Raw genomic sequence first — 24,134 nt, forward strand, 5'->3', positions numbered from 1 at the left:
ATCATGAGCGAAACGACCCACACCGCCATCGATACCGCCTATCCGGGCAACCTGTTCATGGTGGTGGCCCCGTCCGGGGCCGGCAAATCCACGCTGGTCAACGCGCTGCTGGCGCAGGACAAGGCAATCCGCCTGTCGATCTCGCACACCACGCGCGGTCCGCGTCCCGGTGAGCAGAACGGCCGCGAGTACCACTTCATCTCCGTGGACGAGTTCCGCGCCGCGCGAGATCGGGGCGAATTCCTGGAGTGGGCGGAAGTGCACGGCAATTACTACGCCACGTCCCGCGTCTGGATCGAGCAGCAGATGGCCCAGGGCACCGACGTGCTGCTGGAGATCGACTGGCAGGGCGCGCAGCAGGTACACAAGCGGTTTTCAAACGCTGTCGAGATCTTCATCCTGCCGCCGTCGCTGACGGCGCTGGAAGAACGCCTCAAGAAGCGGGGCCAGGACGAGCCCAATGTGATCGTCCGCCGCCTGCTTGCCGCGGGTAGTGAGATGTCGCATGCATCGGAGTCCGATTACGTGATCATCAACGAGGTATTCGATGACGCGTTGAAGCAGCTGCAGAACGTCGTTCACGCGACCCGTTTGCGCTTTTCGTCGCAGAAAGCACGGCACGCCGAGTTGTTCATCGAGCTCGGAATTCACTAAAGCAGGCACGCGGCCGGAAGGTTCCGGCCGCGTGCTGTAAAATACCGGCCTGTCGAACAGGTTTCATCCCAAGGTGGATTTGATATGGCGCGTATTACCGTCGAAGATTGTCTGAAACACATCCCGAACCGCTTCGAGCTCGCTCTCGCCGCGACGTACCGTGCACGTCAGCTCGTGCAGGGTCACACGCCCAAGGTCGAGGCAAAGGACAAGCCCACCGTGGTGGCGCTCCGCGAGATCGCATCGGGCCAGGTTGGCATCGAGATGCTGAAGAAGGTACCGACCTGATTGCCGGGACGGCCTGTGGTTCATCGTCGCTTCGCATATATGCGCTTTCAGCCGCGCGTTCCGCTGAATGACAGGGGCCGTCCCCATGACTTTCCCGCCGCCCGATCCTGCCGTTGCTCCGCCCGCCGAACCGGCGTCGCGGGCTCCGCATGGCCGGCCGGCGACCAGCGGGCAGTCCGCCTCCGCCACGACAGTGGGTTCCGGAGCGCCGCTGTCGGCTTCCTCCGCACTGGCGTCCACACCATCGCAAGCCGGACCGACCGGACGTAAGCGTCCAGGACAATCCACTGTGACTGCCCGTACCGGTGCTCCCAATCTTCCCGATCCGCTCGGCGACAACGTCGTCGGCGAGCGTTCCGTCGTACCCCCGATTCAGCAGGGCAAGTCACGCACCGCGTTGACCAACGAGCTCAATGCCGAGCCTGTGGCGGGCACGGTGCCCGCGGCTCCCGGTGGCGATCTGTTCATCGACGCCGTGCTGGCGCAATCTTATCGGCACTTTTTCGGGCCGACCTCGCAGCCGGCGGTGCCGCCGCGCCAACAGGTCATCTCGATCACGCGGCTGATGGAGAAGCTCGTGTACCTGAAGCCTGCCGATCAGGCTCTGGTGCGCGAAGCATTCCAGTTTTCCGACGAGGCCCACCTGGGCCAGTACCGGCAAAGCGGGGAACCGTACATCACGCACCCGGTGGCGGTGGCCGAGCTTTGCGCCGACTGGAAGCTCGATGTGCAATCCATCATGGCGGCGCTGCTGCACGACGTGATGGAGGACCAGGGCATCACGAAGAGCGAACTGGCCGAGAAATTCGGTCCGAAGGTCTCCGAACTCGTAGATGGTCTGACCAAGCTGGACAAGCTCGAATTCCAGAGCCGGGAGCAGGCGCAGGCGGAGAGCTTCCGCAAGATGCTGCTGGCGATGGCGCGCGACGTGCGGGTGATTCTGGTCAAGCTGGCCGATCGCACGCACAACATGCGCACGCTCGATTTCGTGCCGCCCGAGAAGCGGCGACGGATCGCGCTGGAGACCATGGAGATCTACGCGCCGATCGCACATCGGCTGGGTCTCAATACGATCTATCGCGAGCTGCAGGAACTGTCGTTCAAGGTCGGCTCGCCATTCCGCTACGCCACGCTCGAGAAAGCCGTGAAGGCCGCGCGCGGCAACCGGCGCGAAGTGGTCAAGCGGATTCTTGAAGCCGCCCAGTCCGCGCTGGCCGGGGCCGGCATCGTGGCGGAACTGTCGGGCCGCGAGAAGACGCTCTACAGCATCTATCGCAAGATGCACGACAAGCAGTTGTCGTTCTCGCAGGTACTCGATGTCTACGGTTTCCGCGTGGTCGTGGAAACGCAGATGCACTGCTACATGGCGATGGGCGCGCTGCACGGCCTCTACAAGCCGATGCCGGGCAAGTTCAAGGACTACATCGCCATTCCGAAGATCAACGGCTACCAGTCGCTACACACGACGCTGGTGGGCCCGTTCGGTACACCCGTGGAGTTCCAGATCCGCACCCGTGGGATGCACCAGATCGCCGAGGCCGGCGTGGCTGCGCACTGGATGTACAAGCACCAGGCGGACCATGCCAACGATATCCAGCAGCAGGCGCACCAGTGGCTGCAGTCGCTGCTCGATATCCAGAGCCAGACCGGCGATTCGCAGGAATTCCTCGAACACGTCAAGATCGATCTGTTCCCGGACGCCGTGTATGTGTTCACGCCGAAGGGGCATATTCGCGCGCTGCCTCGCGGCGCGACGGCACTCGACTTTGCCTACGCAGTCCACAGCGATCTGGGCAACCAGTGTGTGGCGGTCAAGATCAACAACGAGCTTCTGCCGTTGCGCACGGAGCTCAAGAGTGGCGACATCGTCGAGGTCGTGACGGCGCCGTACTCGAAGCCGAATCCGTCATGGCTGGCGTTCGTGCGCACGGGCAAGGCACGCGCGGCGATTCGCCACTACCTGAAGACCACCAAGCTCGACGAGGCGATCCAGCTCGGCGAGCGCCTGCTCGAACAATCAGCGCGCCAGCTCGGCATCGAACTCAAGGCGGTGCCGCAGTCGGTCTGGGATCGCATGATCCAGTGGACAGGCAACAAGCTCAAGGAAGACATCTTCGCCGACCTCGCGCTGGGACGCCGTGTGCCCGCAGTGGTCGCGCGCCGGATGGAAATCCTGCTGCAGGAACTGTCGGGAGATGTCGACAGCGCGTTGCTGGCAGCCGTCCAGACGTTCGCGGGCGAAGACGCGCCGGCCGTGCCGATTACCGGCGACGAAGGCATGTCGATGATCTTCTCGGCCTGCTGCCGTCCGATCCCCGGCGATTCGATCGTCGGCTACCTCGGCAAGGGTGAAGGGCTGCAGATCCACGTGCAGGATTGCAAGGTGGCCAAGCGACTGCACAGCAAGGACCCGGAGCACTGGATCGAGGTGATGTGGGCCAAGAAGACGACGCGCGCGTTCGACGTGTCGATCAAGATCATGGTCCGCAACGTCAAGGGTATCGTCGCCCGCGTGGCTGCGGACCTGACCGCTGCGGATGCCAACGTCGCGCACGTGGCGATGGAACCGCAGCAGGGCGGCCATCAGGAGGCTACCTACATGCAGTTCGTGATCCAGGTACAGAACCGTCTGCACCTGGCCAACGTCATGCGGGCGCTGCGACGCAATCCTGATGTGATCCGAATCTTCCGCGACCGCAACGACGGCTAAGACTTCTGCGGGTAGCGGACTTCCAGAATATCGATCTGTTCGATGCCGGCCGGTGTGCGAAGCGGCACCGTGTCGCCCTCGCGCGCCTTGATCAGCGCCTTGGCGATCGGCGAAATCCAGCTTACGTGATTGCTGTCGAGATCGACCTCGTCCATGCCTACGATCGTGATCGTCGTTTCCTCGCCTGACTGATTGGCATAGGTGACCGTGGCGCCGAAGAAGATCTGATCGTTGTCGCCCTGCATCGAAGGATCGACGACTTCGGCCTTGTCCAGGCGACGGGTGAGGAAGCGAATGCGGCGGTCGATTTCGCGCAGGCGCTTCTTGCCGTAGAGATAGTCGCCATTCTCGGAGCGGTCGCCGTTCGAGGCGGCCCACGACACGATCTGCACGATGTCCGGACGCTCCACGTCGATCAGGTGCATCAATTCGTCGCGCAAGCGCTTGTAGCCTGCGGCGGTGATGTAGTTCTTGGTGCCGGCGGGCAGCGGGGTCGCGCCTTCGGGAAGATCTTCGTCGTCATCGTTCGACGACTCTTTGACAAAAGCCTTGTTCATGGTCCGGATCACTTCATCGGGTTCTCATTATAGGAAGTTGCGACTGCCGAACCCTTCACATGAAAAAAATGCACGAAGGGGGTTCACAAAACTGAAAACTTCTATATAATCTCTTTTCTCGGTTGCGGCTGTAGCTCAGTTGGATAGAGTACTTGGCTACGAACCAAGGGGTCGTGGGTTCGAATCCTGCCAGCCGCGCCAACCTATACGAGAAAAGGGCTTCCAGAAATGGAAGCCCTTTTTTCATTTGCGCATTCGGCGCAATCTTCATCTTCTCCTCCCGTACTTCCCAGGCTCTCGCGCCTATCCTTTCTCCAGTGGTGGATCTTCGAATCGGAACGCATCGCGGCGGACCGGCTCCAGTTTCATATCGTCAGGACCTTCGAGGGAGACAGCTTATGCAGCAGCAAGCAGAAGAGTGGCGAGTGGAAGGTTATCGCGGCATGGATGCGTATGTGCTGGTGACGGAAGGCGCGGATGCTGCGGGAAGGCGCTGCTGGGGCTATGAGGTCCGCGTAGGTCAGGAGGGGATGGATCCTTCAGATGCCGGCGATACCGAACTCCTGTCATGTGCTCCATCCTTCGTCACGCGCCATGCGGCGGAGGTTGCCGCATTCAGTGCGGCATATGCCCTGATCGACAAGTTGATTGGGCCGATGCGCTGAGTCCGGCAGTAGCGGGCCAGCCATTGCGATACACGCAATGACGCATATCAAGCCGAATCCGGCATCGTTTGATCGCGATCATTTTTGCTTCCGGGGATGACTCCTAGCCTGAATGTGAGGCGCGCCAGTACGTGCGCGTCAGCAGCAGAGAAGGGAGTTCACCATGCCCGAGTACGATGGATTCAAGATCATCTACGAGGTAGTTGCCTTGCCGAGGGGCAAGTGGGCCATCATGATCGAAATCATTCGCCGTGAGGATGGCGAGGTGTTGATGGCATTGCACAACCCGTTCCCGCGCCAGCCGTTTGATACCAGGCTGGAAGCGCTGGATAACGTGAATCGCTATGTCGATGCCACGATCAACGAGTTCGAGGCCGCATCGCGTGCGAGCCGCGCCGCATAGGTGCATCGGGGAGGCGATGCTGGTGCCGTTCGCGCGGTCATTCTTCGGATTGGTGCAGGAAAGGCTTGCGATGCTCGTGCAATTGCGTCATAATCTCCTTCTTCAGACGCGGGGTGGAGCAGTCTGGCAGCTCGTCGGGCTCATAACCCGAAGGTCGCAGGTTCAAATCCTGCCCCCGCAACCAAGACCTTTATGTCTTGGGTCTAAGTCCTCAAGTTGTTCATCGGCCGTCCGGCCAACGTTTCCCAGTTATACGAATTGAAGTTGAGTGCGCGTAAGCGCGGCACTTTTTCGTGCGCCGTGTTCGCATGTGCTGCGTAGAAGCTTGTGTCGTGCTCGTGTGTCGGAAGGGAGCTAGCAGCCTAGCCCTGAATCAGCGAAGCAGCCATGGCGAAGGTGTCGCGTACTTGAGGCTGATCCTCGCGATCAGCAGCGTCAATGCGATCTCTCAATCGCGACGTCAGCACTTCGAGGTTGCCGCCGGAGCAATGTCGTTTTGCCTCATGCATGAGCTGCGTGAGTTCCTGACCCACATCCGCCCCATCAAACGCACTGACGGACAGCGCCGAGATGCGCTCGAGGTAGTTGTTGACCAGCGCTTCGTCATGCTTCGGTTCAGGCATGGCAACTCCTTGTCGAGCGATTGAGAAACGCCTCGGCGCCGGTCAACGAGTTACCGGTCGCGCAGCAGACGCTCCGGTATCGTGGCGCGTCGGCGCACGGGTTTCAGCGCGCGGTTCGGCCACAGAACATAGTTGGTGTGCGGGTCCATGGGCTTGCCGAAGTAGGAGACCCATACCTGCACACCTTGTTCGGTTTCGGCAACGATCGCAGCGACCGCGCGGGCCGCGGCGGAAGGGGACTTAAGCAGGTCCGACAGCGCTTCGACGCCTTGGACCACATGATGCTTGACCCCTTTGAACCACACGTATTGACGCATGGCAGCAAGAAAACTTTTGGTCATGAAATTCTGATGTTCTCGTTGACAATGCGAAACTCAGACCACAGCTTACACGGATAGTTGTGACAGATTTGTAGGGGCCCGTCTGATTTTCTGCGGGCGATCAAGGGAATGTGACGCCAAGGCACTTTCATGGAGGCTGTACCCGGTGTGGGGCGCCAAATTGACAAGCCGTCGGCGTTCGCTTAGCGTGGTTGCATATGCTGCACAAATCAGAAATGTCGTAACGCCCAGACATGGAGGATGTGTGGAAAACGTGGCAGAAGTCGAAGAACGCCGCGCGCGCGGCAAGGCCCTGCGGCAGAAAGTGCAGCGACGTGATCACGCAGTGATTGGCAACGTCGACCGTGATCCGATTTCGCTGCTGGAAGAGAGCAGCGCTGGTCGGGTCTCACGCCTCATCCCCCTGCGTTACGGTCGAATGATCGCTTCGCCTTTCACGTTCTATCGCGGCAGCGCGATCATCCAGGCACACGATCTGGCCGGAACGCCGAACTCATCGCTCACGATGCAGATCTGCGGCGACTGCCACCTGATGAATTTTGGCGGCTTTGCCACGCCCGAGCGCGCGCTACTGTTCGACGTCAATGATTTCGACGAAACCAGCCCGGGACCGTGGGAGTGGGACCTGAAGCGCCTGGCCGCAAGTTTTGTCGTTGCCGCACGCCATCTTCGCCACGGCGCCACTGCCGCCGACAACATGGTCTACCAGGTCGCCAACAGCTACCGTGACCGTATGGCCGAGTATGCGGAGATGGCCATTCTCGATACCTGGTACGACCGCATTACCTTCGAACGCCTGCTCGAATCCGCGGTCAACCCGGAAGTGCAGAAGCGCATCCGGCGCGCGATGGAGAGGGCAGCGGCGCGAACCCATGAATCGCTGTTGCCAAAGCTCACCGAACACGATGGGGACCGCTGGCGCATTCTCGATGCGCCGCCTGCGGTGTTCCATGTCCATGGCGCGCAAACGCTGTTCGAGACCGACGATGACTGGCTCAGCATCGACGATCCGTCCAAGCTGATCGACCAATCCTTCAGCGACTACAAGTCGACGCTTGCGGCCGACCGGCGCCGGCTGCTCGACCATTTCAAGCTGCAGGACATGGCTTTCAAAGTGGTCGGCGTTGGCAGCGTCGGCACGCGCTGCCTGATCCTGTTGCTGATCGATGGCCACGGCAAGCCGTTGTTCCTGCAGGTCAAGGAGGCTACCAAGTCGGTGGTCGCGCGCTACTTCAAGTCGGCGGCGGTGTCGCATGAAGGCCGTCGCGTCGTGGACGGGCAGCGTCTGATGCAGGCGGCCAGTGACCTGTTTCTCGGTTGGTCGAAGGGGCCGTTCGGGCGCCATTTCTACATCCGCCAGTTGCGCGACATGAAGTTCTCGGTCGATATCGAACTCATGGACGCCGATCTGCTGGCGACCTACGGCCAGGTGTGCGGCTGGGTGCTGGCGCGCGCCCATGCCAAGGCCAGTGGACACGCCGCCGAGATCAGCGGGTATCTCGGCGCCAGCGACCGCATGGCCGAGTCCCTGATCGCCTATTCGAACGCTTACGCCGATCAGGTGGAACGGGATTACGATCTGTTCGTGAAGGCCTGTCGCTCCGGGCGCCTTGAAGCACGTACAGATGTCGACATGGCTGCAGATTTCCGCGTGTGACGATCGCTTGCCAGAGGAGGTTGCCGATGACCGAACAGATGCTGCTGCAACTGATGGTGGAGGTGGAGAAGGCCGATCCCATCGATTACGCAAACCTGCCGTTCGACGATGAAGCCCTGCGGGCGATGGCCTGCAAACTGATCGCCGAGCGTTCCACCGAACTCGAGACTTCCGGCATGTCGCATGAGGCGCTGCTGGCCACGCTTTGGGCGTCTACCGCCAAGCTCGTGCTCGAGAACATCGTGCTTAATGCCAGGCTGCTTACCCTGCAGGGCAAGTCGGATGACGCGCGAGTGCTGATCGACAGGATCTCCCGCCAGTCGCGAGGCAAGTCCTGAGTGCTCGCGGGCAGATAAAAGAGTTGCCTGAATCACACGGGTGCACCGGGATCGCCGATTCGCTAAAATAGCGCGTTTCCCGCCCGGCACTCGGGCGGCGTCTGTCCTGGAGGATTTCGGGTGATCAAGTGGATTATCGTCGCGGCCTATCTGGGTGCCATCCTGTATGTGCACTTCCGCGGCAAGGTACGTCTGCCTTTTATGCGCCAGTTGCTGGATCATTCAGCGCTGGTCGCGCCCTTTAACTGCTTCATGTACATCTTCTCCGGTGTGCCGCGCACGCCGTACATTCCGGTCGAGCGGTTTCCCGATCTGGAGAAGATCCGTTCGGCCTGGCCGCAGATTCGTGACGAAGGCCTGGCGCTGATCGCGATGCGCAAGATCAAGGCTGCCGACAAGAACGATGACGCCGGATTCAATTCGTTCTTCAAGTACGGCTGGAAGCGCTTCTACCTGAAGTGGTACGAAGCCCAGCACCCGTCGGCGGAAGCGCTGTGCCCCAACACGGTCGCACTGCTGCGCGATATGCCATCGGTCAAGGCCGCGATGTTTGCCGAGCTGCCGCCCGGCGGCAAGCTCAATCCGCACCGTGATCCATTCGCCGGATCGCTGCGCTATCACCTGGGCCTGGCCACGCCGAATGACGATCGCTGCTTCATCGAGGTAGATGGCGAGCGGCATAGCTGGCGTGACGGGCAGGGTGTGGTGTTCGATGAAACGTACCTGCACTGGGCCGAGAACAAGAGCGAGACCGATCGCCTGATCCTGTTCTGCGATATCGAGCGGCCGATGCGCTATCGCTGGGCTGCTGCGGTCAACCATTGGTTGGGGCGCAAGGTGATGACCGCCGCGAGTTCGCCGAACGACGAAAACGACCAGACCGGCATGATCAACAAGCTGTTCCGCTTTGTCTGGCTCGGCGGTCAGTACCGTCGCCGCTTCAAGGCCTGGAACAAGAACCTGTACTACGTGACCAAGTTTGGCCTGATCATCGGTGGCGTCGCGTTGATCGTGTTTATCTGAGTGACGTGCCTCGCTGCAAACGAAAATGAAAAAGCCGGCTTAGCCGGCTTTTTTCGTACTCAGTCGTTCTGCGTCGCGCGTTCGTTGCCCAGCGCCTCGTAGTAGGCGCGCTTGGCGTCGTACATCCGTCTGTCCGCAGTTTTCACGGCATCGGTCAGGCGGTCGCCCTGCATGCAGGTGGCCGACCCGATCGAGAATGACAGCCGCGCGCCGGGATAGAACTGGTTGTTGAGGACGACCACCTCTTCGATCTGCTCCACTACCGTCGCGGCACCCCGCTCGTCGCGCCCGGGAAGCAGCACCATGAACTCGTCGCCACCGGTGCGCGCAATGCAAGCCTGTTCGCCCACGGCTTTCTTCAGCACTTCTCCAGTACGGCGTAGCAGGCCGTCGCCATCCCCGTGGCCGAACTGATCGTTCACGGCCTTCAGTCCATTCAGGTCCACCGCGATCACGCTGACCGGCCACGGCCCCTTGCGGCCCAGTCGCGCCAGTTCATCCTCGTAGTACGCGCGGTTGTAGAGTTTGGTCAGCACGTCGTGCTTGCCGAGGAACTCGACGTAGGCTTCGGCCTTCTTGCGTGCCGTGATGTCGGTCAGCGACACCAGCACCTGGTCCCAGTCAGCCTCTCGCCCCGGAAACACCGACCACTGCATGAACACGTCCACCGGGCGGCCGTCCAGCGCGTAGTTGATGACTTCGCGCTGTTGCCAGAGCTTTTCATGCCAGAGGTCGACCAGTTGCTCGGCAAAGTGGATGCGCATGTCGTCGCGAAACACGTCGCCGAGTCGCGACAGCAGGATTTCCTTGCTGGGTGCGCCGAACATCGCCAGCGTCTGCTGGTTGACGTCGAGCACGCGGATCTCCTGCATGCAGCGCGAGACGAAATCGGGGTGCACGTTCAGGAACGTGCGGAAATCCGTGATCCCCGCCGCGCGGACTTCGTCGAGCAGCATCTTGACCACGCTGAAGTCTTCCACCCAGAGCGATACCGGTGAATGCTCGAACAGGCCCACGGCGTACTGCTGGGCCCGCCGCAGGTCACGTTCGTTGCGCACGCGGGCCGTGATGTCCTCGATCGACAGCAGCACACGCGACCAGTCGTCCTCGTGCCCAGGCATGACGCGGGCCTCCAGACGGATGTCGAGTCGCTCGCCGTCGAGCGTGTAGTTGACGGTCTGGCTCGAGAAACGATTATCGCCGTCCCACAGTTGTCCGAGTTCCTCGACGTGTTGATCGAACATGTCGTCGCGAAACACGGTGTGGAGGTTGGCAACCAGCGTATCCAGATCGGCGGCGCGGAAGAGGTCCAGCGTCCGGCGGTTGACGTCGAGCACGCGAATCAGAGAAGAGCACCGTGCCACTTCCGAGGGGTTGTCGCGCAGGTGGCGGCGCAGATTGGTGACGCCATCGGCCCGCAACTGCGTGAAGGCCTGCCGCACCGCGCTGAAATCCTCCAGCCACAGCGAAACGGGCGCTAGCTGGAACAGCGTTCGATAGTCATCGTCGAGCCGCGAAGCGGCGGGTCCTTGCGCCAATTTTTTCTCCCCATTTTTTGTGTTCGGCGTATCGCGCAATAGGATAGGCGAGCGTGCCCGAATCGGGGAAGAAATCTCGCAAGAACGATGCCGGCGTCGGCATCGGCGCCACGTTCAGGCGGCCATGCGCCGAACCACGCCCGCCACGGTATCGAGCGCGCGCTCGATTTCCGGAGATCTGGGAATGCCGCAGTTCAGCCGCAGGTAGTGATTGAATCGATTCGAGTTCGAGAACATGGCGCCTGGCATCACCCGGATGCCCTCGGCCAGCGCCTGTTCGAAGACCGCTTCCGACGAGATCGACTGGGGCATTTCCACCCAAAGATGCAGTCCGCCGCGCGGCAGCGTCAGGCGGGTACCCGACGGGAAGGTGGCTGCGATCCTCTGGGCCATCCATTCGCGCTGGGTTCGCAACTGGGTGCGCAGGCGACGCAGGTGACGCTCGAATGCCCCCGTGCCCATGAACTCGGCCACGGCGATCTGCGTCAGCATCTCGTTCGGGCGCGACAGGCCGAACTTGAGCATCTCCACGCGCGCCTGCCACTTGCCCGCCGTGATCCAGCCGAGTCGCATGCCGGGTGCCAGGATCTTGTGGAGTGACCCGCAGTAGATCACGGAGCCCGTTGTGTCCCATGCCTTGGCGGCCGTCAGCGGCACCTCGTCGTCGAAGGTGGCCGAGCAGCAGTCGTCTTCGATCAGCGTGAGGCCGCGTGTGGCGCACCAGTTCACTAGGCGCTGTTTGTGTGTGTCCGGCATGACGCAGCCGAGTGGATTCTGCAGGTTCGGCACCACGCAGACGGCCTTGATGTTGTCGTAGGTCTGGGCAGCCAGATCCAGCGCCTCGAGCGACATGCCGGTCTGCGGGCTGCAAGGAATCTCGAGCGCGCGCATTCCCAGGCTTTCGAGAATCTGCAGCAGGCCGTAGTACGTCGGCGATTCCACGGCGATGACATCGCCGGGGTTGGCCACGGCCCGCAGGGCCAGCGTCAGGGCTTCGGTGCAGCCGTGTGTGACCACGATGTCCTCGGGCGCGACGTTGATCCGCGCGCGCAACGCGTGCCTGGCCAATGCCGCGCGAAACGCGGGGTGGCCGTCGAAGTCGACCGAACTGCCAAAGAGCATCGGGTATCGCCGCAGTGCCCGCGTGGCGGCATTGCGCAACGCGGCCGCCGGATACAGCTCCGGCGCCCCGCAGGCACCGCCGAAGTTGATCCGGTAATGCTGGCCGCGCGCCAGGATTGCGGAGATGCGCTGGTGGATGCCGACGTACTGCGCGGGGTCCGGCAATCCGGTGGCTGGCTCCTCGATCGGGGCCAGCGAGGGCCGCGCGGGAGCACGCACGAAATAGCCCGAGCGCGGCCGCGCTTCGAGCAGGCCGGCCGCCTCAAGCTCGCGGCAGGCCTGGAGCGCCGTGGACAAGCTCACGTCGTGCAGCCCCATCAGCGAACGCACGGACGGCATCCGGTCACCCGGCGCCAGCGTGCCCACCGAAATCGCCTGCCGATAATGGCCCGCCACCTGCTGGTAGAGCGGGGCGGAGGACTGAGGCGATGCGGCGGGGGCGAGGTTGGCGGTCATGGGGGCATCTTCGCGCGATGGGGCGAAGTGGAACAGATACAGATGCGGTGTCTCTGTATCGTAACAGGGCGCAAGTTTGACATCTGTTCTGCTTGCGCTCGCGATGGCTTGTGCCTGTTGGCAAGGCGGGCGGCTCGGTAGCCTTGTTTGCATGATTTTGCGACCCAGGAGCCACGCCATGTCATTCATCAAGCCCGCCGAATCTACCGAATCGACCGAACTTCCCGGACCCGTTTCCCGCACTATCCGGCTCGCTGCCGGCCAGTGCTTTTTCGAGCACCTGTCAGCCGGCACGATCGTGCATGTCGAGGGCGGGGGCATTGTCGTGACCACCGCGCCACGCTGGCTGGCCAGCGATATCAGCCAGGCCGTGCACACGCTGTATGCCGGGGACGTGCTTGTGATCCAAGTCACAGGTTGGACTTGCCTGGCCGCGCAGGGGGCCGCGCGCTGCCAAATCATGGTGCCGGCGCCGCGCCCAGGATGGTGGCGGCTGATAAAATCCCGCTTCGGCCGTTCTGGCTTCCTGCTGGGCAACTCCCGGCCACCAGACACCAAGGCCACAGAACCATCGGTACCCCATGCTACGTCTCAGTGAAGTCAAACTCCCGCTCGACCATACCGAAAGCGACCTGGACGCCGCCGTGCGCGCCCATCTCGCGCAGATCGGCGTCAAGGGCGACGGGCTCATCGGTTTTACCGTCTTTCGCCGCGCGCATGACGCGCGCAAGCGCGACGATATCAAGCTGACCTACATCATCGATATCGAGGTCAAGGACGAGGCGGGCGCCCTGAAGCGGATGGCTCGCAAACCGAACTGGAGCGTGACGCCGGACATGGCCTACCACTTCGTTGCCCGCGCACCCGAGGGCGGGCCGAAGTTGCGACCAGTGGTGATCGGCCTGGGCCCATGTGGCCTGCTTGCCGGCCTGATCCTGGCGCAGATGGGCTTCCGCCCGATCATTCTCGAGCGCGGCAAGGAAGTACGCGAGCGAACCAAGGACACGTTCGGGCTCTGGCGCAAGAGCGTGCTGAACCCCGAGTCGAACGTGCAGTTCGGCGAAGGCGGCGCGGGCACGTTCTCCGACGGCAAGCTCTACAGCCAGATCAAGGATCCGAAGCACTACGGCCGCAAGGTGCTCGACGAGTTCGTGCGCGCGGGCGCGCCGGAGGACATCCTGTACAAGGCGCGGCCGCACATCGGCACGTTCCGGCTGGTGAGCATGGTCGAGAAGATGCGCGCGGAGATGCTGTCGCTGGGCGCCGAGATCCGCTTCGAGACGCGCGTGGACGATGTCGATATTGACAACGGCCAGGTGCGCGGGCTGAAGCTGTCCACTGGCGACTATCTGCCTTGTGACCACGTGATCCTGGCTGTGGGCCACAGCGCGCGCGACACGTTCGAGATGCTGCATGACCGAGGCGTCTTCATGGAGGCCAAGCCGTTTTCGCTGGGCTTCCGCATCGAGCATCCGCAAGGCTTGATCAACCGCAGCCGCTTCGGCAAGTTCGCCGGCAACAAGCTGCTGGGCGCTGCCGACTACAAGGTGGTTCACCACGCCAGCAATGGCCGCGCGGTGTACAGCTTCTGCATGTGCCCGGGCGGCACCGTGGTGGCCGCCGCGTCCGAGCCGGGCCGGCTCGTGACCAACGGGATGAGCCAGTACTACCGCGCCGAGCGCAATGCCAATGCCGGTATCGTCGTGGGGATCACACCCGAGGAGGACTTCCCGGGTGGCCCGTTGGCCGGGATCGCTTTCCAGCGCAAGTGGGAAGAGCGTGCGTTCGCGCTGGGCGGCAGCGACTATCGCGCGCCGGGGCAACTGGTCGGCGACTTCATCGCAGGGCGTGCCTCGACGGCGCTCGGCTCGGTGGAGCCGTCGTACAAGCCGGGTGTGACCCCGACCGACCTGAGCACGGCGCTGCCAGACTATGTCATCGACGCGATCCGCGAGGCGCTGCCCGAGATCGACAAGAAGATCGCAGGGTTTGCGATGCACGATGCGGTGCTGACCGGCGTGGAGACGCGCACGTCTTCTCCGCTGCGGATTCGCCGTGATCGCGAGAACTATCAGAGCATCAACGTGAAGGGGCTCTATCCCGCTGGCGAAGGTGCCGGTTATGCCGGGGGAATCTACTCGGCGGCGATCGACGGCATCGAAGTCGCCGAGGCCGTGGCCTTGAGCATCGCGAACGCATGAGCGTGAACACGACCGATCAGGCCGGGCTGGCCAATCCTGCCGACAACGATGGCATCATCGAGAACGTGCGCCACTGGTTGGCGCGCGCGGTGATCGGCCTGAACCTGTGCCCGTTTGCCAAGAGCGTGTATGTCAAGGATCAGGTCCGCTACGTGATCAGCGACGCGACGCGCGACGAGGACGTGCTGGACGATCTCGAGCGCGAGTTACGCCTGCTGGAGACGTCCGATCCGGAGAAGATCGACACGATTCTGCTGATTGTGCCGCACGCGCTGGGCGACTTCCTGGCCTACAACGACTTCCTGTATTTCGCCGATCGCCTGCTGCGTAGCCTGAAGCTCGAGGGTACGTTGCAGATTGCGAGTTTCCATCCGCGCTACCAGTTCGAGGGCACCGAGCCCGACGACATCGAGAACTACACGAATCGCGCACCGTATCCGATCCTGCACTTGCTGCGTGAAGACAGCATCGCGCGTGCCGCCGAAGCGGTCCCGGAGGCGGAGGATATCTACGAGCGCAATATGGAAACGATGCGCCGGCTCGGCCACGCAGGCTGGCTCGAATGGATGGCTGGCAAGAGCGATCTCTGACTCGATTGCTGACGCGATCTCCGATGCGTCCTCCGACCGCAGCCCGGATCAGGGCGCGGTGAAGAATCGCTCGTTCAGTTCTTCCAGGCCGAGCGATTCCAGTACATTGTGCAAGCGCTCCGCCGGACGGCGGCGCGGCAAATCCTTGTACTGGGCGATGATCAGTTCGTTCTTCATCGAGTGTTCCCAGCCCACCAGCTCCGTCACGCTGACCTGATAGCCGTGCGCTTCAAGCTGCAGGCAGCGCAGCACGTTGGTGACCTGGCTGCCGAACTCTCGCGTGTGCAGTGGGTGGCGCCAGATTTCCGTCAGCGGATTGCCGGCCAGCAACTTGCCTTTGTGCTTGCGCAGCACGCTCGCTACCTCGGCCTGGCAGCAGGGCACCAGCACGATGTGCCGTGCCTGCTTGGCCAGCGCGAAGTGGATCGCATCGTCGGTGGCCGTATTGCACGCATGCAGGGCGGTGACGACGTCGATGGTCTGCGGCAATGCGGGCGACGTGATCGAATCGGCCACGGAGAGGTTCAGGAACGACATCCCACCGAAGCCCAGGCGGCTGGCCAGCGCCTGCGAGCTTGTCACCAGTTCCTCGCGGGTCTCGATGCCGTAGATGTGTGAGCTGTCCTTCAGGTCCTTGAAAAAGAGATCGAAAAGGATGAACCCGAGATACGACTTGCCCGCGCCGTGGTCCACCAGCGAGACCGTGCCTTTTTCGTCCTTCACCTCGCGCAGCAGTGGCTCGATGAACTGGTACAGGTGATAGACCTGCTTAAGCTTGCGGCGGCTGTCCTGATTCATCTTGCCGTCACGCGTCAGGATGTGGAGTTCCTTGAGCAGTTCGATCGACTGGCCGGGACGGACTTCGTAGGTGCTGGACATCGGGGTGGTGCCTTGGGGCAGGGACATCGGAGGGCGCTAGTTTACCGAAATTGCGCACCCCCTACTTTTGTGGGCTCAAGTTCACACCGCCGGCGCCGTTGAACATGGATCGACGACAAGCACAGTTGGCGACGGATTCGGTGGGTCTTTGCGGAAAGTCCCCGGGCGATGGGCCCAGGCCGGCTGTTGCGACATGCAGCATAGAGGCGGGGACACATGACAGCCGACGCGGGGTTGCGCCTGGAACTCAGCCAGCCTGGGAGCCAGGTCAGGGCTTGCTTTACACCGGACGTGGGCCACTTGCCGCCCGATCGCGCCAGCCTGGACGCTTCGCTGGAAGCTTGCCTGGCCGAGCACGGCTGGCAGGGCGCGCGGCTGGACGCCGCCGCCGTGACGGGCTTCCTGACGCAATGCCAACTGACCGATCGCGAGATTGACGCAGTGATCGGCAGCGTCCTGGATGGCGAATTCGAACTTGAGATCACGGCCGACAAGCTGCGGCTGTTGCTGACGCTGGTGGCCTCGGAAGGCGGCCGGCCAATCACGGCCGAAGAGATCGCCGCCGCCGCGGCTTCGATGGGGGTGGTGGCCTTGCTCGACAGTGCGGCGATCGGCGTTGCGCTGGAGGCCGGTAGCTGCGAGGGTCGCGAGATCGCGCGCGGCGTGGCGCCCCTGCAGGGTGAGACAGCGCGCTTCGAGAGCCTTGTCCAGCCCCGCAGGCCTGTCCTGGCGGAGAACGAGGACGAGCGTGTCGACCTGCGCGATCTCGGTAGTCTCCTGCTCGTCAATCCAGGTACCGCGCTGATGCGCCGCACGCCGGCCAGATCGGGCAAGGACGGCATGGATGTGCTTGGCAAGACGATTCCGGCCGACCCTGTGGTGGATACGCCCTACGCGTCCGATCTGACCGGCGTGGCAACCGATCCGAATGATCCACTGCTGTTGATCGCCTTGATCGCAGGCTCGCCCCGGGTGCTGCCACATGGTGTGATCGTCAGTCCGGTGGTCGACGTCGATGCCGTCGACCTGCATTCCGGCAACGTCAATTTCGATGGGTCGCTCCGCGTGTCGGGCGATATCCGCACCGGCATGTCGGTACGTGTCACCGGTGATGTGGTTGTGCAGGGGACGATTGAAGCCGCCAGCGTGCAGGCCGGCGGCGATGTGATCGTCAAGGGCGGCATCATCGGCAAGGCAGAAACCGCGAGCGGTGGCGCCCCGAGTGAGATTGCCAGCGTGCGCAGCAAGGGCTCCGTTCATGCGCGCTTCATCCAGAATGCGATTGTCGAGGCGGTGGCCGAGGTGATCGTGGAGAGCGGGATCCGGCAGAGCGACGTCTCGGCGGGCGAACGGGTCGTGGTTGGCGTGCCGAGCGCGCCAGGCAGCATCAGCGGCGGGCGTACGCGGGCGATGCAGAGTGTCAGCACGGGGACCCTGGGCGCGCCGGCGGGTACCGCCACTACCGTGCAGGTCGGACTCAACCCGCTTGCCGACGAGCAGAAGGCGGAACTGGAAGTCCGGCGCGGCAAGATCGTCGAGGAACAGTGCAAACTCCAGCAACTCGTGGCGTTCTTTGCCAAGCACCCCGAACGCGCCACGGGGGACATCCGCGAGAAGGCGCGTGCCACGATGTACAGGATCAATCGCGACCTGTTCGAGCTCGACGCGGAGATCGCCCACCTGGCCGAGCAGATGAAGCCGTCCGAGCAGGCGCAGATCGCGGTGGGCCGGCATATCCACGGCGGCGTGACGCTGCAGGTCGGCCACAAGGTGCTCAAGGTCATGGAAGACAAGCCAGGCGGCCAGATACGCGTGGTGGACGACCGCATCGCCGTGAACTGACGCGGGTGGCGCACCTTCCGTTCCTGCTTCCAAACGGATGCAGCACGTTACGGGGAACGTGACACGTTACGCGAGTCGTAACGTCGCCGCCCCCAGGCCACTCTGGCCTGATCGCCCGCCATCCCGCCTCCGGTAACGTATCGCCGCCACGCCGCGCCGTCGTCCGGTGCGCGCCACCGCTGGCACGACGTTTGCGCCATGTGTCTCCGCAGACAAACAGCGGAGCACAGGAGCACACCATGGGCGCGATCGTGATTGAGAGCCATCCACTGACCAGGCTGGGTATGCAACGCCTGCTTGAACGTATGCCAGGCATCGGCCCGGTGGAGAGTATCGATCCCGAGGGGATCCTGCTGTTCGCGCATAGCCTGGAAGACGTGCTGGTCATCTACGGCATGACAGTGGACGCCTTCGACAACTGGTATCTGCTGCGACGCTTGCACCAGGCGCTGCCCAATGCGCGCATCCTGCTGCTGTCGGACAACATGTGGATGCATGTGCCGTCGTCGCTGCGCGCGTGCGGTGTACAGGAGCATCTGCCGAAGTCGGCGTCGATCGAGCGGATGGAAACGGTGCTCATGCGTATGCTGGGAGACCCCGATGTTGCGGTCGATGCTCCGATGGATGACTCCATGTTCCGATCGCATCGATAGTCGGCACGCTTTCGGACTGTCTTTGGGCAGCCAGTGCGCGGCCGTTGGGATGAGACGAATCGCATTTTGCAGGTCCCTCGGTTTTTCACCGTTCCCCACGCCTAGAATTTCCGTCATCCAATGTTGGATGGTCACTGGCAGGGAGGGAATGATGATGGAAATGACTCTGGACGATCGGACCACGCGATGCGAGGTGGAGCTTGGTCCGATGCAGGCAATGGCGCCTGTCGTGTCGTTGAGCGGCGACGGCGGTCTGCCAGACGATCCCGAAGCGGCGCATCTGGAGGCGGCCGACGAACTGCTGCATCGCCGTGGCATGTCGCTCGCGGACTGTGAGGTCTCGCGTGTCTATGCAGGTTTTGACGGCGGTGACGATGCGGTGCTGCTCGTCGTGCGCGTGGGTCGTGGCGTTGATATGTTCGCGCTCAACGAGGCGTTGACCGCCGTCCAGCTTGCGCGAGGCCTGTTGCCTTCGGCCCAACTCGACGTTGTGTTTCAGGCATGAGTGTCGATGCGCGGGAGATGCTCCATTTCGCCGCCGACATTGCCGGGGCGGCGATGGGGGAGGTGGCCTACCGCTCGTCGATCAGCCGTAGCTACTACGCGGCCTATCACGCGGCCTACGCCTGGCATACCGCGCTGCCCGTTCCGGGTAGCGCGGGTTCGCGCCGGACAGGACGGCACGAAACACTCGTCAACCAGCTCTACCAGCCGGGGGTAAAACGGTCTCACTTCGCCTATTGGCAATCGATTGCACTGGCAAGAATGCTGAATCGCAACAGGCTGCTGCGAGTCGAGGCCGACTATTACGTCGACGCGGTGGTCGAACGCGGCAAGATGATGGAGGCGCTTGCCAACAGCACGGCCATTGTCGAGCGGTGCACGTAGCGGGAGACTCCGATGCCGACTCAAGCATGGTGCCGGCACGACAGTTGCCGCGCCCGAGGAATGTGGCGGCCAGCGGACGGCATGAGGCAGATGCACGCAGGTCGTGCCAGCCAGGCTGGCGTAGCCCAGCGCAGGTCGGGGGAGAAAAAGAGGGATGGCGATGTGGCAGCTGCGGATTATATGGGCGTCGTCGTGCCCAAGTTATCTGTCGACTGCAAAGCAAAAAGGGCAACCCGTGAGGGTTGCCCTTTCTACTTTCAAGTGGTGCCGGAGATAGGAGTCGAACCTACGACCTTCGCATTACGAATGCGCTGCTCTACCAACTGAGCTACACCGGCGAAACCTTAAACTTGCGAAACCTGTTCTACCGCTTGATCTCGATTTGCGCTGTTGCTTGCGAATCGATCGAATCGGATAGAGCCCGCAATAATATCAGCGACTTTTTATTTTGTGAAGCCCCCGATGCGACTTTTTTCAAAGTTCCGCTGTGGCAGTCCCTGTTCGCTGGGAGTTGCCAGCCACGGCGGTGGGCGACAGATGGCAATCATCGCACGAGTGGCGCTCACGCCGCGGGCGAAAAAACGGGCAAAGCCCGCCGCTTTTTTACGGATCGCCGTGCGGCTGTTGGCTTCAGGAAAGCAGACAGGGCGCCGAGGCGCCCTGTGCTTGTCGAAACCAGAACTACCCGTTACGCCTTGGCGGCGTCTTCCTGGTGATACCGCGTAACGCGCTCGACTTCATTCTTCGAACCGAGGATGACCGATACGCGCTGGTGGAGCTTGGTCGGCTCCACGTCCAGAATGCGCTGTTGGCCATTGGTGGCCGCGCCGCCAGCCTGCTCGACCAGGAACGCCATCGGATTGGCTTCGTACATCAGGCGCAGCTTGCCCGGTTTCTCGGGCTCGCGCTTGTCCCACGGGTACATGAAGACGCCACCGCGCGTCAGGATGCGGTGCACGTCGGCCACCATCGACGCGATCCAGCGCATGTTGAAGTTCTTGCCGCGCGGACCTTCGTCGCCGGCCAGGCATTCGTCGATGTAGCGGCGCACGGGCGGAGCCCAGTGGCGCATGTTGGACATGTTGATCGCGAATTCCTTGGTGTCTTCCGGGATCATTACGTCCGACTGGGTCAGCACGAAGCTGCCTGCCTCGCGGTCCAGCGTGAACATGTGCACGCCATTGCCGACGGTCAGCACCAGCGTGGTCTGCGGGCCGTACACGGCATAGCCGGCCGCCACCTGCTGGGTGCCCGGTTGCATGAAGTCATGCTCGGTCACGGTCTGACCGGGCTTGTGCATGTGCAGAACCGAGAAGATCGTGCCGATCGACACGTTCACGTCGATGTTCGACGAGCCGTCGAGCGGATCGAACAGCAGCAGGTATTCGCCCTTCGGGTAGCGGTTCGGGATCTCGTAGAACGAGTCCATTTCCTCGGACGCCATGGCAGCCAGGTGGCCACCCCATTCATTGGCGTCGAGCAGCACCTCATTGGCGATCACATCGAGCTTCTGCTGCGTTTCGCCCTGAACGTTGCCGGTGCCGGCCGAGCCGAGCACACCCGCGAGGGCGCCCTTGCTGACGGCGTTGGAAATGGCCTTGCAGGCGCGCGCGACCACTTCGATCAGCAGCCGGAGTTCCGGCTCGATCGTGTTGTGCTTGCGCTGCTCCTCGACCAGATAGCGGGTGAGGCTGATGCGTGTCATGGTGGGGTTCTCCTTGGATGGCCGCAATTCTACATGTGTGCCGCTGCGGACATGCCACTTTCCGGGTCAGGCCGACAGGGCCTTGCTGACGATCTCGCGCACATCGCGCGACAGCGTCGACGAGGCGGCCACGCGTTCCAGCGCCGCGCGCATCCGTTCGCGCAGGGGCATCTCGTATTTCTGCCAGCGGTCCATGACGCGTGCCAGGCGCGCGGCCACCTGCGGGTTGATCGCATCTAGCGCCAGTACCTGGTCGGCCCAGAATGCGTAGCCCGAGCCGTCCTCGGCGTGGAACTGCGCTGGGTTGCCCGAGCAGAAGCTGAAGATCAGCGAACGGGCACGGTTCGGGTTGCGCAGATTGAAGGCCGGATGCTGCATCAGCGCGCGCACGGTATCAATCGTGCGCTTGCCCGCGTGTGGGCCAACTTCGCCGCGCTGCATTCCCTGCAGCGAGAACCACTTGTCGATGACCAGCGCGTCGTCTTCGAAGCGCTCGTAGAAATCGGTCAGCGCGTGTTCGCGGCCCGGCGCGAAGCTGTTGACCAGCGCAGACAGCGCGGCGAAGCGGTCTGTCATGTTGTCGCTCTGCTGGTAGTGGCGGTCCGCAAGTGCCTGCATGTCAGCGTCTCCACTGTCGGCCAGATAGCCGAGTGCGAGATTGCGCAGCGCGCGGCGGGCCATCGAGTCGGCATCGGGGCTGTACTCGCCCGGTGTCGCGTTGGCCTCGTATGCGGCCAGCCATTCGGCCTTGAGCGTGCGGGCCAGGCCTTCGCGCAGGAACAGACGTGCGCGGTGAATCGCCGTCGGGTCGGCCACGCCCATGCGTTCTGCCAGATAGGCCTCCGCGGGGAGCATCAGTGCCTGTTCGCGGAAGGCGGGATTCAGCGCACCATCGGTCAGCACGCTACGGAACGCCGACACCAGCGCCGGGTCGAGCTTCAGTTCACGATTGGCCTGGACGTCGGCCACCAGATGCAGCAGCGCGCGCGTGGCCAGGCGTTGGCCGGCTTCCCAGCGGTTGAATGCGTCGGTGTCGTGCGAGAGCAGGAAGGTCAGTTCCGCATCGCTATATTCGTAATCGACAACGACTGGTGCCGAGAAATTACGCAGCAGCGAGGGCAATGGCGCCTTGCCACCGCGAGGCAGGTTGATGAAGCGGAAGGTCTGCTCGGCTTGCGTGAAATCGAGCACGCGTGTGCTCGCGCCTGCCTTGGGCTCCCCTTCGCGTTGCAGCGGCAGGTCGTTGCCTTCTGCGTCGATCAGGCCGAGCGCGAACGGGATGTGGAACGGCTGCTTGTCCGGCATGCCAGCGCGCGTTTCGATGCCAACCTTCGGGCAGCGCTGCGACAACGTCAGCGTCAGCGTGCCGGAGGCGCCGTCCCATGCGGTCTTGACCGTGACCACGGGCGTGCCAGCCTGGCTGTACCAGAGGCCGAACTGCTTCAGGTCGCGGCCGTTCGCGTCAGCCATCGCCGCGCGGAAGTCGTCGCATGTCACCGCCTGGCCGTCATGACGCTGGAAGTACAGGTCCATGCCCTTGCGGAAGCCGTCACGGCCAAGCAGGGTCTGGTACATCCGCACGACTTCGGCGCCTTTCTCGTAGACCGTGACCGTGTAGAAGTTGTTGATTTCCTCGTAGCTGTCCGGGCGCACCGGGTGGGCCATCGGACCCGCATCCTCGGGAAACTGCACCTGGCGCAGCACGCGCACATCCTCGATGCGCTTGACCGCGCGGCCCGATTCCGAGCCCATCATGTCGGCCGAGAATTCCTGGTCGCGGAACACGGTCAGGCCTTCCTTGAGCGACAACTGGAACCAGTCACGGCAGGTCACGCGGTTGCCGGTCCAGTTGTGGAAGTATTCGTGCGCCACCACCGATTCGATATTGGCGAAGTCGACATCCGTCGCGGTCTGGGCGTTGGCCAGCACATACTTGGTGTTGAAGATGTTCAGGCCCTTGTTTTCCATCGCCCCCATGTTGAAGTCGCCCACGGCGACGATCATGAAACGGTCGAGGTCAAGTTCCAGGCCAAAGCGCTGCTCGTCCCAGCGGATCGCGTGAACCAGCGAGTCCATCGCGTGACGCGTCTTGTCCAGATCCTGCGGCTCGACCCAGACTTGCAGCAGCTTTTGCTTGCCCGATGCCGATACGATGGTCTGCTCGATACGCTCGAGCTTGCCGGCCACGAGCGCGAACAGGTATGACGGCTTGCGGAATGGGTCTTCCCAGACAGCTTCGTGTTTGCCATCCGGCAGATCGCGTTGCGAGAGCAGGTTGCCGTTCGAAAGCAGTACCGGGCTTGCGGCGCGATCGGCGCGCAGCGTAACGCGGTAGGTCGTCATCACATCCGGGCGATCCAGGAAATACGTGATGCGGCGAAAGCCCTCGGCTTCGCACTGGGTGAAGAAGTTGCCGTTGGAGACGTACAGGCCGGACAGCGTGGTATTGGCGGCGGGATTGCAGGCCGTGGTGATTTCCAGCGTGCCAGCTCCCGGCAGGCCAGTCAGGGTCAGCGAGTCGCCGTCCTGCCTGACGCCGGAGAACGGCTGGCCATCGAGGCGCACGCCAACCAGTTCCAGCTCCTCGCCGGCCAGAATCAGCGGCGCGTCGGCCGCGCCAGTGCGCTGGATCTTCAGCGTGCTGGTGACGACGGTACGCTGCGGATCGAGGTCGAGCACGAGATCCACGTGGTCGATGGCGAAAGCGGGCGGAGTATAGTCCTTGCGATAGACGGTGACGGGCGTATCGGTGCGCAGCATGGGGAATCCTGTCTTCGGAGTGACCGGGGGGCGGGCGGCGTGCTGAAGATCGCGACGGCCCTCGAAGCCCTCATTGTAGCCAAGGGGTTCGGGCAATGCGGGATGCCAGATGCGGCGTGGGAATTCAAAAGGGTTGTTCCTGTCTGAGGAAATGCAACCAAATCAGGAAGAACGAGGTATCAGGGAATGCGTGCATCAGGGAAAGCAGTGACGAAGTGGGGAAGACGGGGCGCCTTCTGGG

At 62.8% G+C, this 24,134-nt stretch carries 23 protein-coding genes and 3 tRNA genes; 17 read left to right on the forward strand and 9 right to left on the reverse strand.

Features of this window, described 5'->3' with window-relative positions:
• Positions 1–3 precede the first annotated feature (3 nt).
• The 3 genes from gmk to K6G35_RS04245 all read left to right on the forward strand — a co-directional run bounded on the left by gmk (position 4) and on the right by K6G35_RS04245 (position 3,652).
• Complete coding sequence (gene gmk, locus K6G35_RS04235) at positions 4–654, forward strand: guanylate kinase (RefSeq protein ID WP_008647042.1); 651 nt, start codon at positions 4–6, stop codon at positions 652–654.
• Positions 655–738: 84 nt separating this feature from the next.
• Positions 739–942, forward strand: coding sequence for a DNA-directed RNA polymerase subunit omega (gene rpoZ / locus K6G35_RS04240; protein WP_006578656.1), 204 nt, complete (start codon positions 739–741; stop codon positions 940–942).
• A gap of 289 nt (positions 943–1,231) precedes the next feature.
• Positions 1,232–3,652: a RelA/SpoT family protein gene (locus K6G35_RS04245; RefSeq protein WP_495676130.1), complete on the forward strand. Its 2,421-nt coding sequence runs from the start codon at positions 1,232–1,234 to the stop codon at positions 3,650–3,652.
• On the opposite strand, the gene greB is transcribed toward K6G35_RS04245, so the two are convergent.
• Entirely contained in the window at positions 3,649–4,209 is a 561-nt protein-coding gene (greB, locus tag K6G35_RS04250) for a transcription elongation factor GreB (protein WP_008649726.1), read from the reverse strand. The two genes, K6G35_RS04245 and greB, sit on opposite strands and share 4 nt — an antisense overlap.
• Before the next feature lie 124 nt (positions 4,210–4,333).
• Between greB and K6G35_RS04255 the strand changes: the two genes are divergently transcribed.
• From K6G35_RS04255 to K6G35_RS04270, 4 genes are all read left to right on the forward strand, one after another.
• Positions 4,334–4,410 (forward strand) — tRNA-Arg (locus K6G35_RS04255).
• 197 nt (positions 4,411–4,607) lie between these two features.
• Positions 4,608–4,874: a hypothetical protein gene (locus K6G35_RS04260; RefSeq protein ID WP_008649729.1), complete on the forward strand. Its 267-nt coding sequence runs from the start codon at positions 4,608–4,610 to the stop codon at positions 4,872–4,874.
• Positions 4,875–5,037: 163 nt separating this feature from the next.
• The gene (locus K6G35_RS04265) at positions 5,038–5,277 is read left to right on the forward strand and encodes a hypothetical protein (protein WP_008649731.1); all 240 of its coding nucleotides are present in this window, start codon (positions 5,038–5,040) and stop codon (positions 5,275–5,277) included.
• A 107-nt stretch (positions 5,278–5,384) separates the two neighbouring features.
• Positions 5,385–5,461, forward strand: a tRNA-Met gene (locus K6G35_RS04270).
• 178 nt (positions 5,462–5,639) lie between these two features.
• Here K6G35_RS04270 and K6G35_RS04275 read toward each other — a convergent pair.
• Together K6G35_RS04275 and K6G35_RS04280 are read right to left on the reverse strand one after the other, a co-directional pair.
• Positions 5,640–5,900, reverse strand: a complete 261-nt coding sequence (locus K6G35_RS04275; protein ID WP_008649733.1) for a hypothetical protein — start codon at positions 5,898–5,900, stop codon at positions 5,640–5,642.
• Between the two features lie 50 nt (positions 5,901–5,950).
• Positions 5,951–6,241: a hypothetical protein gene (locus K6G35_RS04280; protein WP_008649735.1), complete on the reverse strand. Its 291-nt coding sequence runs from the start codon at positions 6,239–6,241 to the stop codon at positions 5,951–5,953.
• 244 nt (positions 6,242–6,485) lie between these two features.
• Between K6G35_RS04280 and K6G35_RS04285 the strand changes: the two genes are divergently transcribed.
• From K6G35_RS04285 to lpxO, 3 genes are all read left to right on the forward strand, one after another.
• Positions 6,486–7,898, forward strand: a complete 1,413-nt coding sequence (locus K6G35_RS04285; protein WP_008649736.1) for a DUF2252 domain-containing protein — start codon at positions 6,486–6,488, stop codon at positions 7,896–7,898.
• Positions 7,899–7,924: 26 nt separating this feature from the next.
• Positions 7,925–8,236 carry a hypothetical protein gene (locus K6G35_RS04290; RefSeq protein WP_008649737.1) on the forward strand — a complete coding sequence of 104 codons (312 nt, stop codon included), beginning with the start codon at positions 7,925–7,927 and terminating at the stop codon, positions 8,234–8,236.
• Positions 8,237–8,356: 120 nt separating this feature from the next.
• Entirely contained in the window at positions 8,357–9,259 is a 903-nt protein-coding gene (lpxO, locus tag K6G35_RS04295) for a lipid A hydroxylase LpxO (protein WP_008649738.1), read from the forward strand.
• 59 nt (positions 9,260–9,318) lie between these two features.
• On the opposite strand, the gene K6G35_RS04300 is transcribed toward lpxO, so the two are convergent.
• Together K6G35_RS04300 and K6G35_RS04305 are read right to left on the reverse strand one after the other, a co-directional pair.
• Positions 9,319–10,797, reverse strand: coding sequence for a sensor domain-containing diguanylate cyclase (locus tag K6G35_RS04300; protein ID WP_017513105.1), 1,479 nt, complete (start codon positions 10,795–10,797; stop codon positions 9,319–9,321).
• Positions 10,798–10,911: 114 nt separating this feature from the next.
• A complete protein-coding gene (locus tag K6G35_RS04305) occupies positions 10,912–12,375 on the reverse strand; it encodes an aminotransferase-like domain-containing protein (RefSeq protein ID WP_051705319.1) in 1,464 nt (487 codons plus the stop codon).
• A 178-nt stretch (positions 12,376–12,553) separates the two neighbouring features.
• Here K6G35_RS04305 and K6G35_RS04310 point away from each other — a divergent pair, with 178 nt between their 5' ends.
• Genes K6G35_RS04310 through K6G35_RS04320 form a run of 3 tightly spaced genes read left to right on the forward strand, consistent with a single transcriptional unit; the run spans position 12,554 to position 15,166 of the window.
• The gene (locus tag K6G35_RS04310; RefSeq protein WP_008649741.1) at positions 12,554–12,973 is read left to right on the forward strand and encodes a hypothetical protein; all 420 of its coding nucleotides are present in this window, start codon (positions 12,554–12,556) and stop codon (positions 12,971–12,973) included.
• Positions 12,957–14,576, forward strand: coding sequence for an NAD(P)/FAD-dependent oxidoreductase (locus tag K6G35_RS04315; protein WP_495676131.1), 1,620 nt, complete (start codon positions 12,957–12,959; stop codon positions 14,574–14,576). Before K6G35_RS04310 ends, K6G35_RS04315 begins: the two co-directional genes overlap by 17 nt.
• Positions 14,573–15,166 (forward strand): DUF1415 domain-containing protein, encoded by a 594-nt coding sequence (locus K6G35_RS04320; protein ID WP_495676132.1) that lies wholly within the window; start codon positions 14,573–14,575, stop codon positions 15,164–15,166. Before K6G35_RS04315 ends, K6G35_RS04320 begins: the two co-directional genes overlap by 4 nt.
• Before the next feature lie 48 nt (positions 15,167–15,214).
• Here K6G35_RS04320 and K6G35_RS04325 read toward each other — a convergent pair whose 3' ends face one another.
• Positions 15,215–16,045 (reverse strand): class I SAM-dependent methyltransferase, encoded by an 831-nt coding sequence (locus tag K6G35_RS04325; protein ID WP_008649744.1) that lies wholly within the window; start codon positions 16,043–16,045, stop codon positions 15,215–15,217.
• 216 nt (positions 16,046–16,261) lie between these two features.
• Here K6G35_RS04325 and K6G35_RS04330 point away from each other — a divergent pair, with 216 nt between their 5' ends.
• The 4 genes from K6G35_RS04330 (at position 16,262) to K6G35_RS04345 (ending at position 19,428) form a co-directional block, all read left to right on the forward strand.
• Complete coding sequence (locus K6G35_RS04330; protein ID WP_186426401.1) at positions 16,262–17,887, forward strand: flagellar assembly protein A; 1,626 nt, start codon at positions 16,262–16,264, stop codon at positions 17,885–17,887.
• Positions 17,888–18,126: 239 nt separating this feature from the next.
• A complete protein-coding gene (locus K6G35_RS04335) occupies positions 18,127–18,540 on the forward strand; it encodes a response regulator (protein WP_495676133.1) in 414 nt (137 codons plus the stop codon).
• A 160-nt stretch (positions 18,541–18,700) separates the two neighbouring features.
• Positions 18,701–19,045 (forward strand): hypothetical protein, encoded by a 345-nt coding sequence (locus tag K6G35_RS04340; RefSeq protein WP_234706944.1) that lies wholly within the window; start codon positions 18,701–18,703, stop codon positions 19,043–19,045.
• Complete coding sequence (locus tag K6G35_RS04345) at positions 19,042–19,428, forward strand: hypothetical protein (protein WP_008649748.1); 387 nt, start codon at positions 19,042–19,044, stop codon at positions 19,426–19,428. The genes K6G35_RS04340 and K6G35_RS04345 overlap by 4 nt, the downstream gene beginning before the upstream one ends.
• A 262-nt stretch (positions 19,429–19,690) precedes the next feature.
• Here the strand turns inward: K6G35_RS04345 and K6G35_RS04350 are convergent.
• The 3 genes from K6G35_RS04350 to pepN all read right to left on the reverse strand — a co-directional run bounded on the left by K6G35_RS04350 (position 19,691) and on the right by pepN (position 23,893).
• Positions 19,691–19,766, reverse strand: a tRNA-Thr gene (locus K6G35_RS04350).
• A gap of 350 nt (positions 19,767–20,116) precedes the next feature.
• Positions 20,117–21,133, reverse strand: coding sequence for a class 1 fructose-bisphosphatase (locus K6G35_RS04355; RefSeq protein WP_008649749.1), 1,017 nt, complete (start codon positions 21,131–21,133; stop codon positions 20,117–20,119).
• A gap of 66 nt (positions 21,134–21,199) precedes the next feature.
• Positions 21,200–23,893 carry an aminopeptidase N gene (gene pepN / locus K6G35_RS04360; protein WP_008649750.1) on the reverse strand — a complete coding sequence of 898 codons (2,694 nt, stop codon included), beginning with the start codon at positions 23,891–23,893 and terminating at the stop codon, positions 21,200–21,202.
• Positions 23,894–24,134 lie beyond the last annotated feature (241 nt).

Source organism: Cupriavidus sp. HY129 (assembly GCF_059492215.1).